This window comes from Vibrio profundi (assembly GCF_043642225.1).
Classification (GTDB): Bacteria; Pseudomonadota; Gammaproteobacteria; order Enterobacterales; family Vibrionaceae; genus Vibrio; species Vibrio profundi_A.
In genome coordinates this window covers 1-13,522 of sequence record NZ_JBHZSF010000005.1, presented here as the reverse complement: position 1 = coordinate 13,522, position 13,522 = coordinate 1, and the positions used below count along the sequence as shown (strand labels likewise).

6 protein-coding genes and 1 riboswitch are annotated in these 13,522 nt (G+C 43.3%); of the genes, 4 read left to right on the top strand and 2 right to left on the bottom strand.

What is annotated here, in order from left to right:
- The first annotated feature begins 5 nt into the window (after nt 1-5).
- Both uvrA and ACHUFI_RS09860 read left to right on the top strand, forming a co-directional pair.
- Nucleotides 6-2,831 carry an excinuclease ABC subunit UvrA gene (gene uvrA, locus ACHUFI_RS09865; RefSeq protein ID WP_394248655.1) on the top strand — a complete coding sequence of 942 codons (2,826 nt, stop codon included), beginning with the start codon at nt 6-8 and terminating at the stop codon, nt 2,829-2,831.
- A gap of 68 nt (nt 2,832-2,899) precedes the next feature.
- Entirely contained in the window at nt 2,900-4,672 is a 1,773-nt protein-coding gene (locus ACHUFI_RS09860; protein WP_394248653.1) for a PglL family O-oligosaccharyltransferase, read from the top strand.
- A gap of 30 nt (nt 4,673-4,702) precedes the next feature.
- Here ACHUFI_RS09860 and ACHUFI_RS09855 read toward each other — a convergent pair whose 3' ends face one another.
- A complete protein-coding gene (locus ACHUFI_RS09855; protein ID WP_394248651.1) occupies nt 4,703-5,821 on the bottom strand; it encodes a pyridoxal-phosphate-dependent aminotransferase family protein in 1,119 nt (372 codons plus the stop codon).
- A 176-nt stretch (nt 5,822-5,997) separates the two neighbouring features.
- Nucleotides 5,998-6,174: riboswitch (Lysine riboswitch) on the top strand.
- A gap of 103 nt (nt 6,175-6,277) precedes the next feature.
- Here ACHUFI_RS09855 and lysC point away from each other — a divergent pair.
- Nucleotides 6,278-7,648, top strand: a complete 1,371-nt coding sequence (gene lysC, locus ACHUFI_RS09850) for a lysine-sensitive aspartokinase 3 (RefSeq protein WP_394248649.1) — start codon at nt 6,278-6,280, stop codon at nt 7,646-7,648.
- Between the two features lie 94 nt (nt 7,649-7,742).
- On the opposite strand, the gene metH is transcribed toward lysC, so the two are convergent.
- Nucleotides 7,743-11,420 carry a methionine synthase gene (gene metH / locus ACHUFI_RS09845; RefSeq protein ID WP_394248647.1) on the bottom strand — a complete coding sequence of 1,226 codons (3,678 nt, stop codon included), beginning with the start codon at nt 11,418-11,420 and terminating at the stop codon, nt 7,743-7,745.
- 192 nt (nt 11,421-11,612) lie between these two features.
- On the opposite strand from metH, the gene ACHUFI_RS09840 reads away from it, so the two are divergent.
- The gene (locus tag ACHUFI_RS09840; protein ID WP_394248645.1) at nt 11,613-12,917 is read left to right on the top strand and encodes a cation:proton antiporter; all 1,305 of its coding nucleotides are present in this window, start codon (nt 11,613-11,615) and stop codon (nt 12,915-12,917) included.
- Nucleotides 12,918-13,522 lie beyond the last annotated feature (605 nt).

Here is a 13,522-nt window from a genome sequence, read left to right as displayed (position 1 = left end):
CAGAGATGGACAAAATAGAAGTTAGAGGCGCAAGAACGCATAACCTAAAAGATGTGAATTTAACAATACCTCGAGACAAACTCATTGTTATTACAGGACTTTCAGGTTCAGGTAAATCGTCACTCGCATTCGATACTTTATACGCCGAAGGACAAAGACGTTATGTCGAGTCACTTTCAGCTTATGCTCGTCAGTTTTTGTCTTTGATGGAAAAGCCTGATGTTGACCATATTGAAGGACTATCACCTGCTATTTCTATTGAGCAGAAGTCCACCTCGCACAACCCTCGTTCTACCGTCGGCACTATCACCGAAGTCTACGATTACCTAAGGCTTTTATATGCACGAGTTGGCGAGCCTCGCTGTCCTGATCATCACACTCCGCTAGCAGCTCAAACCATTAGTCAAATGGTAGATAAAGTTCTTGAGCTACCAGAAGGCTCAAAAATGATGCTTCTGGCTCCAATAGTGAAAGAGCGTAAAGGGGAACATGTTAAAACTCTTGAAAACTTAGCTGCGCAGGGTTTTATCCGCGCTCGTATAGATGGGGAAACCTGCGATCTTTCCGATCCACCAGCTTTAGAGCTGCATAAGAAACATACCATTGAAGTAGTCGTCGATCGCTTTAAAGTTCGACCAGATCTTCAGCAACGTCTAGCGGAATCATTTGAAACCACTCTCGAGTTATCAGGCGGAATCGCTGTCGTTAGTTGGATGGACGACGCTCAAAAAGACGAAATCGTATTTTCAGCTAATTTTGCCTGTAGTCATTGCGGTTACAGCATGCAAGAACTTGAACCAAGACTGTTTTCGTTTAACAACCCAGCAGGGGCTTGTGGCACCTGTGATGGCTTAGGTGTACAACAATATTTTGACCCAAGTCGCGTCATTTTAGATGAATCTTTAAGTATCGCAGAAGGCGCTGTTAAAGGTTGGGATCAGAAGAATTACTATTACTTCCAAATGCTAACTTCTCTAGCAGAGCACTATAAGTTTGATCTATATGCGCCGTTTAAGAGCCTAGCAAAGAAAACAAAAGAGATTATTTTAAAGGGATCAGGTCGAACTGAAATTGAATTTAAGTACATCAATGATCGTGGTGACATTCGAGTTAAACGACATCCATTTGAAGGTATTCTCAACACTTTAGAACGCCGATATCGTGATACTGAATCGAATGCAGTTCGAGAAGATTTAGCAAAGTACATCTCCACAAAATCCTGCTCTAGCTGTGATGGAACAAGATTACGAGTTGAAGCTCGTAATGTGTTTATTGGTGATACCGCACTTCCTGAAGTCGTTGAATTGAGTATTGCGGATGCACTCCACTTCTTCCAATCACTAAAACTTGAAGGCCAACGAGCACAAATTGCTGAAAAGGTCATGAAAGAAATTAATGATCGCCTGCATTTCCTAGTCAACGTCGGTCTTAATTACCTGAACTTATCTCGAAGCGCTGAAACGCTATCTGGTGGTGAAGCTCAGCGTATTCGTTTGGCGAGCCAAATAGGAGCAGGCCTTGTCGGAGTAATGTATGTACTTGATGAGCCATCTATTGGTTTACACCAACGTGACAATGAACGCTTATTAAAAACGCTCGTTCACCTTCGTGATTTAGGTAATACCGTGTTAGTCGTTGAACACGATGAAGATGCTATCCGATGTGCGGATCATGTTATTGATATCGGCCCAGGCGCAGGGGTTCACGGTGGGCAAGTTGTGGCTGAAGGCACAATGGAAGACATTCTTGCGTCACCGGAGTCTCTTACGGGTCAGTATTTGAGTGGTAAAAAAGAAATTTCAGTGCCACAAGAACGAACGCCTATCAATAAGAAAAAAGTCGTCGAGATCATCGGCGCCACTGGCAACAACCTAAAAGAAATCACCGCAACCATTCCTGTCGGCTTGTTTAGTTGCATTACAGGTGTTTCTGGGTCGGGTAAATCGACACTCATAAACGATACTTTCTTTAAAGTCGCCCACACACAATTAAATGGAGCGACTACGGCAGTACCGGCACCTTATCAAAAGATAAAAGGATTAGAGCATTTCGATAAAGTCATCGATATTGATCAAAGTCCTATAGGCCGAACTCCAAGATCAAACCCAGCGACCTACACCGGTATTTTCACTCCAATACGGGAGCTATTTTCTGGTACTCAAGAAGCCCGTTCGAGAGGCTACAAGCCAGGGCGATTTAGCTTCAACGTTAGAGGGGGACGTTGTGAAGCTTGTCAGGGAGATGGCGTCATCAAAGTAGAGATGCACTTCTTGCCTGATGTATACGTCCCATGTGATGTCTGTAAAGGAAAGCGATATAACCGTGAGACATTAGAAGTCCGCTATAAAGGGAAAACTATCGATGAAGTGCTAGAGATGACTGTTGAAGACGCACGTTCTTTCTTCGATCCTGTACCTGTGATTGCGAGAAAGCTTCAAACATTAATGGATGTTGGACTTTCCTATATTCGCTTAGGGCAAGCAGCGACTACGTTGTCTGGCGGTGAAGCTCAGCGGGTAAAATTGGCTCGAGAGCTGTCTAAAAGAGATACAGGTAAAACTCTCTATATTCTAGATGAGCCAACAACAGGGCTACACTTCCATGATATTCAGCAGTTGCTGACCGTTTTACACCGGTTACGTGACCACGGTAATACCGTAGTGGTCATCGAGCATAACTTAGACGTGATCAAAACAGCCGACTGGATCATCGACTTGGGGCCAGAAGGGGGCCAAGGTGGCGGTGAAATTATTGCATCTGGCACCCCTGAAGATGTGTCGTTAGTCGAAGGGTCGCATACCGCAAGGTTTCTTAAACCTATGTTAAAGTAACAAAAAACGCTAAAATGGTCGGGCTTACTTATTCATAGTAAGCCCTTTTTCTTTCAGGAACTTTTTATATGGCAACAATACATACTAGCGGAACCCAACTCGCCCAGACGCAAGCACGGTTGCCATTAAATAAACCGTTTCTTTTCCTAGTAGGAACTACTTTCTTACTAGCAATGCACTTTTTTATGCCGAATCCCGGAGGAGCAGGGCTCGCACTTTCATTCAACCCAGCGACATGGCTGAGCCTTAGTATTGCACTAGCTATCGGTTTTTATCAGCTAGCCACTAATCGATATCTGCGTTACTCAAAGCTCACCATAGGGCTATTGATTAGCTGTATGATTCTGACATTGCCAACCTTGTATTCCAACGCCGACATCCATGCGGTCAGTGGTCGGTTATTGGGGCTCTGGGCTGGGTTTATCTTCTTCGTTGTTCTACAGCAGTTTCATTTTACTAACAGTCAAAAACAACGCTTACTTTGGTTTATTGTTTTGGCAGTCACGCTCCAAGCTCTCTTTGGCTATTGGCAATATTTCTTATTAGAGCCTAGTAACATATTTGGCTACAACACGGTTGCTAACCGCCCTTATGGTATCTTTCAGCAGCCCAATGTCATGGCCAGCTTCCTTGCGACAGGCTTAGTTACTTCCGCATATTTATTAGCAAGGCAACCACATAAATACAACCACAAGCTCAGCAAAGTCACCTTACTTTATATTCTACCTTTGCTAACGGTTCCTTTGCTGATCGTATTGGCATCGCGAACAGGTTGGATAGCTGCGACTCTTGGCACAATCTGTATTCTTCCGTACTTATATCGTTTCTCAACAAATAAGCGTGTCATTGGTTGGATTTCTTCCTGTGTATTGGGGGGGGTCGTTGGACTATCCATACTGTCTTACCAATCAGTCGATGGGGGCACCAGCCTCGCGGAAAAGAAAACCGATTTAAGTGGGCCACGTGATTATATGTACTCCCAATCACTCGATATGCTCACCGAAAAACCATTTACAGGATATGGATACGGAAAGTTTGAATCTGCATACATTCTTTATACGGCTCGCCAACATCAATTAAATAGCAGCTACCACCCAGGCTTGCCTTCTATGGATCACCCTCATAATGAGCTACTCTATTGGGGAGTCGAAGGTGGTATTGTGCCAATCATCGGGATCTTACTGGCGGCTTTTATCGTGTTATCTCGAATTATGAGTGCCAATAAAGGCACTCGCTTAGCGATGTTTGCGCTATTTATTCCAATTACCTTGCACTCTCAACTCGAGTATCCTTTTTATCACTCTGCAATTCATTGGATTACTTTTGTAACGTTATTGTATTGGGTCGACCAGCGAGCCTCAGCACACTCAACCCAAAACTTCAGTATTATCAGTAAAACTTTGTTCCGCGTTATGAGCTTAGTACTGCCAATCATCACCTCTTTTTACATGCTAAGTGCGTTACATACGAACTATGTACTGACAAAATTTGAACAGTCTAAACCGAAAAACCCAGACCTACTCAATCAAGTTACCAACCCGGTTGTTTGGAAAGACCGATTCGATTGGGATGTTTATAGCACCTACTTAAATATCGGTTTATATAGCGGAGATCCAAAACTTATCCAACCTTATGTTGATTGGTCATTGGAGATAATCAAAACGAAACCTCGCCCAGCCTTTTACAGCAACTTAATATTGGCTTATCAAGGACTAGGGGACACTAGTCGAGCCGAGCAAATTCGCACTGAAGCTGAGTTTCTTTTCCCTAACAAAGACTTTTCTAAAGTTCAGTACAAAAAGGCATCTGCCGCTAATTCATCAGCGTCGAAAGCTCAATAAAAAAGGGAGGCAATTTTGCCTCCCTTTTAACTAATTCAATGATTCTTCCAGCGCCCTTAAACATAAGGATACATTTTCACTACGTGCGCCATATCCCATTAAACCTATCCGCCAAGCTTTTCCTGCTAGTGCTCCCAAGCCAGCACCAATTTCTAGGTTGTACTCTTCCAACAAATGAGTACGAACGGCAGCCTCGTCTATTCCTTCAGGCACATAAATAGCATTAAGTTGTGGTAATCGACTTGCCTCATCAACCACAAAGCTAAAGCCCAGTTTTTCCAAGCCTATTTTTAACTTATTGTGCATAGCTTTATGCCTTGCCCACGCACTCTCTAAACCTTCATTTTTTAAAATAACCAGGGATTCATGCAGTGCATATAAACTGTTAACAGGCGCAGTATGATGGTAGCTACGCTTGCCCTCACCACTCCAATACCCCAACACTAAGCTTTGATCTAAGAACCAGCTTTGAACTGGAGTTTTGCGGGCTTTGATTTTATCCACCGCTTTTTCTGAAAGCGTTACAGGAGAAAGACCAGGCACGCATGATAAGCACTTTTGACTACCGGAGTAGACGGCATCTAGCTTCCACTCATCCACCAGCAGTGGAACTCCACCAAGGGAAGTCACGGCATCCACGATAGTGAGCGCGTTATGCTCTCTCGCTATCTCAGCAATCGCTTTTGCATCAGACAAGGCACCTGTCGAAGTCTCAGCGTGAACAAACGCAACGACCGCAATATCTGGGTGTTGTTGAAGCGCTTGTTCAACTTTACTGACCGATACCGGATCGCCCCATTCGTCATCAACAATAATCGCCTCGCCGCCGCAACGAACTACATTCTCACGCATTCGCTCACCAAATACGCCATTACGGCAGACAAGCACCTTTTCACCAGGCTCAATCAAGTTTACAAAGCACGTTTCCATCCCTGCACTACCTGGCGCAGAGACCGCAATCGTGAACTCATTTTCCGTTTGGAATGCATACTTAAGTAACTGCTTTAGCTCATCCATCATTCCAATAAAAAGAGGGTCTAAATGGCCAATAGTTGGACGGCTTAATGCTTGGAGTACCTGAGGAGAGATATCAGATGGGCCAGGGCCCATTAAAGTTCGGTGAGGGGGAATAAAACTTGAGATCGACATAGGTGCTCCTTGCATACAATTCTGTGAACAACCACATTAAAACAAATTGACGCCTTCAGCAATTAGCCCAAAGTATACAGGTCAAACCAGCATCACATAGTTGCTAAAATAATTTTACTTTTCTGTCACTTTATCAATTGACTTTTTAGCCGCAAAAACGTTCAATGAAATAGCTATCTAGCAGAAGAGGAGCATTGCCCAGGTAGATGTTTTGTGGAACCTCATTTCCAATACAAAACATTCAGGGGGAGCAATGCCGAGGTAAACAGTCAATGCAGGTTTCTGTTTATCGGTTGATTGGGCTGAATCCCACCAACTGTCTCCATTCCATATGGAGAAGAGCTTCTGAGGTTACTATTCAAATAATTCCTCTCTTTTTGCTCTAAAACTCTCTTCAAACATTGGATGTTGGATTACCAACTGTAATTTATCTTAGGAAGTCGTGGGAGAAATGTCGTGAGCAATCTTAATGTTGCTGGCTCGTTTAATGTTGCAAAATTTGGTGGCACAAGTGTGGCCAACTTTGAAGCGATGAGCCGTTGTGCTGCCATTATTGAAAAAAATTCTCAAACAAAATTGGTCGTCAGTAGTGCATGTTCAGGTGTAACTAACCTGCTAGTGGAACTATCGAATGGAGTACAGGATAAAGCTCGTCGTGAAGAGCTACTCGGTCAACTCGCTGATATCCACCATACTATTCTCGATCAACTCGCCGATCCTGTCGCAGCTGAAAAAGAAGTTCACACTATTCTTGATAACGTTGCGAGCGCTGCAGAGGCCGCTTCTTTTCAAGCAAGCAAAAAACTGACCGATCATCTTGTCGCATGTGGTGAGTTAATGTCGACTCATATTCTCGCTCAACTCATGAGAGAACGTGGTATTCCAGCCATTCGGTTTGATATCAGAGAAGTACTACGTACAAGTAATAACTTTGGTAAAGCAGAGCCTCAGCTTGAAGAAATCGCTCGACTGGCGCAACAAAAACTGATTCCGCTGTGCCAAGATCATGTTGTCATTACTCAAGGTTTTATCGGTTCAGATGAAGACAGTAACACAACAACACTAGGCCGTGGTGGCAGCGATTATTCCGCAGCTCTTATCGCAGAATCCGTTCAAGCGGCAGGTCTAGAAATCTGGACGGATGTCCCTGGTATTTACACGACAGACCCACGTATCGCTCCTAAAGCATCTCCAATTCCAGAAATTAGCTTTAGTGAGGCGTCTGAAATGGCCAATTTTGGCGCCAAGATTTTACACCCTTCAACCTTGGTTCCAGCACTTCGCCATCAAATTCCTGTTTTTGTCGGCTCCTCTAAAGAACCAGAAAAAGGCGGAACTTGGATTAGGCAACAAGTCGAAAGCTCCCCACTCTTCAGAGCACTAGCACTACGTTGCAACCAAACGATGGTCACGCTACGCAGCGCCAATATGTTCCATGCCTATGGTTTCTTAGCAAAAGTCTTTGAGATCCTAGCGAAGCATAAGATCTCTATCGATCTTATCACGACATCAGAGATCAGCGTTTCATTAACTCTGGATCAAACGGATACCTCTGGCGGCGCTCCGGAATTACCTGAAGCCGTTAGAATTGAGCTAGAAGAGTTATGTACAGTGGAAGTCGAGCACAACCTTTGTCTGGTAGCGCTGATTGGTAACAACATGAGCGAGAGCAAAGGCTACGCTAAGCATGTGTTTGGTACGCTAGAAGACTTTAACCTTCGTATGATCTGCTATGGTGCTAGTCCGCATAATTTGTGTTTCTTACTGCACGAGTCTGTTTCTAAAACGGCTATTCAAAAACTCCATCAAGAGCTTTTTGAAAAATAAGCTCTAAGCTCTAAGCTCTAAGCTCTAAGCTCTAAAGATAAAAAAGGTTGCCTATACGGCAACCTTTTTTAGAACAGTAAGCTCCACAGTCGGACTAATTCATATTTGGTCCTAACCACTTCTCTGCTTCCAACATATCCCACCCTTTACGATCAGCGTAGCTTTCCACTTGATCTTGCTGTATCTGCGCAATAGCAAAGTAACGAGAGTCAGGATGAGAGAAATACATACCAGATACCGATGCACCGGGCCACATTGCGTAACTAGATGTTAAAGACATCCCGATAGTTTTCTCGACGTCCATCAGTTCCCACAGCGTGCCTTTCTCGGTATGTTCAGGACAAGCCGGATAACCAGGCGCAGGACGAATACCTTGATACTTCTCTCGAATAAGGTCTTCATTACTCAGTTCCTCATCAGGAGCGTATCCCCAGATATCTTTTCGGACCACTTGGTGTAAGTATTCAGCAAAAGCTTCTGCTAAACGGTCAGCGACAGCTTGAATCATAATGGCATTATAATCATCGCCCTGCGCTTTATACACATCAGCAAGCTCTCTTTCATTAATACCGCCGGTCACTGCGAATCCACCAATCCAATCCGCCTTACCGCTCTCTTTTGGCGCAACATAATCAGACAAGCAATAATTAAAGCCTTTTGGCTTCTCAGTCTGCTGTCGTAAATTATGGAGCACTTTCAATACTTCTGTTCGCGATTCATCGGTGTAGACTTCAATATCATCTCCGACGCTGTTTGCTGGGAACATCGCACACATGCCACGAGCCTCAAGAAGCTTTTCTGTCTCGACTCGATCCAGTAACTCGTTCGCATCTTTGAATAAACGCTTCGCCTCTTCACCGACTTCTTCATGATCTAAAATTGCTGGGTATTTACCCATTAATGACCAAGTCATAAAGAAAGGCGTCCAATCGATATACTCACGTAAAGTCGCAACGTCAAAGTCATCAAAAACATGAATACCCGGCTTCAATGGGGCTGGAGGCGTGTAATTAACCCAATCAATAGCAACTTTATTAGCACGTGCACGTTCTAACGTAATTGGCTTAGTTCTAGGAGTCTTACGGTTATGCTGGTCACGTACTCTATCGTAATCAAGTTGTAGTTTTTCAACAAAAGCAGGCTTTAATTCATCTGATAGCAATGACGTACATACACCCACAGCACGAGAAGCATTGTTCACGTATACAACAGGCTCTGAATAATTCTGCTCAATTTTAACAGCGGTGTGTGCTTTAGAAGTTGTCGCGCCACCTATCAGTAAAGGCAACTTGAATCCTTGACGCTCCATCTCTTTAGCCACATGAACCATCTCATCTAAAGAAGGCGTGATCAAACCCGACAAACCAATAATATCCACGTTCTCTTCTTTGGCCACTTGAAGAATTTTTTCGCATGGAACCATTACACCAAGATCGATAATTTCGTAGTTATTACATTGAAGAACCACACCCACAATATTTTTACCAATATCGTGAACATCACCTTTCACTGTGGCTAATAGAATCTTACCGTTAGAAGTACCAGCTGCTTTGGAGGCGTTGATGAATGGCTCCAAATGAGCAACAGCTTGTTTCATTACACGCGCAGATTTAACAACCTGCGGGAGGAACATTTTCCCTTCACCAAACAAATCCCCAACGACGTTCATGCCATCCATCAATGGGCCTTCGATAACTTCTATAGGCTTAGCAGCATTGACGCGAGCTTCTTCAGTATCTTCGACAATAAATTCAGTAATACCTTTGACCAAAGAGTGCTCTAGACGCTTTTCAACAGACCAAGTACGCCACTCAAGTGCGGACGCATCGTCCTCTTTGCCGACAGCTTTATCTAAGTATTCTTGCGCAATATCGAGCAGTCGTTCAGTGCCATCATCACGGCGATTTAAAACTACGTCTTCAACAGCTTCGCGTAATTTGTCTGGGACATTATCGTAGATCTCAAGCTGGCCCGCATTAACGATACCCATGTCCATACCATTCTTAAAACAGTGATACAGGAATACCGCATGAATCGCTTCACGAACGTAGTTATTGCCTCGGAAAGAGAACGATACGTTGGATACACCACCTGAAATCATGGCATGTGGCAAGTCGCGTTTAATATCGGCAACGGCTTCGATAAAATCTACAGCGTAGTTATTGTGCTCTTCGATACCTGTCGCGACAGCAAAGATGTTAGGATCAAAAATGATATCTTCTGGCGGGAAGCCTACTTCGTCGACTAGGATTCGATACGCATTAGTACAAATTTCTAATTTACGCTCTCTTGTTTCAGCTTGGCCTACTTTATCAAAAGCCATCACAATAACTGCCGCACCATAGCGTCGGATCAGTTTAGCTTGCTGAACAAACTTCTCTTTCCCTTCTTTCAAAGAAATTGAGTTAACAATACCTTTACCTTGAACACACTTCAGACCCGCTTCAATCACTTCCCACTTAGAGGAGTCGACCATAATTGGCACTTTGGAAATCTCAGGCTCTGAGGCACATAAGTTCAAAAAGCGAACCATACATGCTTCAGCATCTAACATGCCCTCGTCCATATTGATGTCGATAATTTGAGCGCCATTTTCAACTTGTTGACGAGCAACTTCTAGAGCTTCATCGTAAAGTTCTTCTTTAATCAGACGCTTAAATCGTGCGGAGCCTGTGACATTTGTGCGTTCGCCGACATTGATAAATAAAGTATCTTTTTCAATGGTTAGTGGCTCTAAACCCGATAGGCGACATGCAACCTTTAGATCAGGTAATTGGCGCGGTTTTACACCTTCAACCGCCTGCGCCATCTGACGAATATGTTCAGGTGTCGTACCACAACAGCCGCCAATCAAGTTCAAAAATCCGCTTCCTGCCCACTCCTTGACATGTATAGCCATGTCTTCAGGAGACAAATCATATTCACCAAAAGCGTTAGGTAACCCAGCATTAGGGTGAGCTGAGACGTGACTTTCGGAGATGCGAGATAACTCTTCGACATAAGGGCGCAATTCATCAGGCCCAAGCGCACAGTTCAGACCAAAAGAAATAGGATTAACGTGGCGCAATGCATTATAGAAGGCTTCTGTTGTTTGTCCTGACAGAGTTCGGCCTGATGCATCAGTGATCGTACCGGAAATCATTACCGGTAATTTAATGTCTAGCTCTTCGAAAACCGTTTCAACAGCAAAAGCACACGCCTTCGCATTCAGCGTATCGAAAATGGTTTCAATAAGGATAAGGTCAGAGCCACCTCTGATTAAAGCGCGAGTAGATTCAGAATACGCTTCAACTAGCTCGTCAAAGCTCACATTTCGGTAACCGGGATCATTCACATCCGGTGAAATAGAACATGTTCTGTTCGTAGGGCCAAGAACACCGGCTACATAACGAGGACGTTCTGGCGTTTTTGCTGTCCATTCATCTGCTGCTTCACGGGCAAGCTTAGCCGCTTCAAAGTTAATCTCTTCACTCAGGCTTTCCATATCATAGTCAGCCATCGCAATAGTAGTCGCGTTAAAGGTATTCGTTTCTAGAATATCTGCGCCAGCTTCTAGATACTGACTATGAATTTCCTTAATCATATGAGGCTGAGAAAGGACAAGTAAATCGTTATTACCCTTTAGGTCACAGTGCCAGTCAGAGAAACGTTCACCACGATAGTCATTTTCTTCAAGCTTGTAATCTTGGATCATGGTGCCCATACCACCATCGATCAGTAAAATTCTTTCTTTTAATTGAGTTTCAATCTGTTGCTTTACATTACTTCCCACAGTACAGCCTCATTCCTTTAGTTATCTAAACATCCTACCATATAAAAAGTAGAAATCTAGACGTCTAAAACAGCTTTAATAAACAAAAGGAGCGCTATAAAGCCTTACATAAGCATGACAAAAAATGATTGCTATTTAATCGGCTAAAGCTGAAAATTCTTTGAAATATTTACTTACACTTAAGAGTAAGCCATGTCCATTTACTACACGCTTTGCTTTCTATCTGCAGCAGCAATGCTAATTGCTTTCGTCAATAGCAAGATAGGAAAGATGCAAACCACAATTGCAATCACTGCTGGCGCAATGATGCTCTCACTATTAATTCTTGTCGCAGGACAAAACGATTGGTTTCATTTGACCGAAATCGCTACCTCTACGATGACAAGCATTAACTTCGAAGATTTCCTACTCAAAGGTATTCTTGGTTTCTTACTCTTTGCTGGCGGCCTTGGCATCAAATTACCAAACCTAAAAGATCAGAAATGGGAAATTACAGTATTGGCGCTTGGCGCAACCTTGTTCTCAACCTTCTTTATCGGTGGAGTGCTTTATGGGTTCTGCCAGCTCATAGGGATCCAGTTCGATTTTGTTTATTGTTTACTATTTGGCTCGCTGATCTCCCCGACTGACCCTATAGCAGTTTTAGCTATAGTAAAAAAACTCGATGCCCCAAGACGAATTTCAACTCAAATTGAAGGAGAGTCACTCTTCAACGACGGCTTTGGCTTAGTTATCTTTGTGACACTTTTCACTATCGCTTTTGGTACTGAAACCCCAACCGTTTCAAGTGTCGGATTTTTGTTTTTCCAAGAAGCAATTGGGGGCATCGTATATGGATTCGCGCTAGGGCTGCTATTTCACTACCTAATAAGCTCTACCAATGATCATTCCATGGAGTTACTGTTAACCATTGGCGTACCAACTGCAGGTTATGTCTTTGCCGATGTTATCCATGTCTCTGGACCATTAGCAATGGTAGTTTCAGGGATAATGATTGGTAACTGGACACGTTTCATTGGCTTTTCAAAGGAAAGTGAGGAACATTTAGATCACTTCTGGGAGTTAGTCGATGAATTCCTAAACGGCGTATTATTCTTATTGATCGGTATGTCTATGCTACTGTTTGAATTCCATAAAGAAGACTGGATATTAATGGCCTTTGCTATCCCACTAGTTCTAGTCGCACGTTATTTAAGTGTTTTCATTCCCTATATAGGCTTTAAGCAATATCGAACTTACAATCCGTGGGCCGTTAAAATCTTAACTTGGGGAGGACTCCGTGGAGGATTGGCTTTAGCAATGGCACTTTCAATACCTTCAGGGATTCTAGTCATTCCTGACAAACTGATTGATGTAAAAGAGCTAATCCTAGTGATGACCTACTCCGTTGTCGTTTTCTCTATTTTGATCCAAGGGTCAACGATTACCCCTATGATTGAAAAGGCGAAAACAGCGGAGAAAGAATTAGAAAGCAACCTCACCGAAAAATCTCAGTAACTAGAACTAACAAAGTAGCAGCATCTGCTGCTACTAAAAACTTTCACAGCAGCTATAGATATAGTATCTATAGCTAACATTCCAAGCCTATAAATTCCTCCCCTTATAACCTCCGCAATCAACAACAAACTCCCTAAGCACTCTTTAAGAGCTGCATTGAAACAAGACAAGTAGTAAGAAATAAGGCAGAAAGGTTATAAATGGTTAAGTAACTACTAGCAGCTAATTCTGTTGGGTTCCTGCGAAAGTGAACCAAGCTTAAAGTGTCGATAGCATCGCAATACCGATACATTCCAGTGTGGAAAGCTAATGCGGTAAGTGGTCGTTAAGTCTTTAATAATCCGAAATGAAAGTAGTCTGTTAGATTCGAATTGGCCATTCATATCGAACTTACAGGGGCGTGATTTAGTAACCACTAGGTCTTAAATATATGACCGATGGATAAAGTTTTAATAGCTGATAAGCAAACGTAGGAGTACTTTCTTCAGACGTAAAAAAGCCCAAGTCTTTCGACTTGGGCTTCTCTAATAAGTGGCGGAGTGGACGGGACTCGAACCCGCGACCCCCGGCGTGACAGGCCGGTATTCTAACCAACTGAACTACCA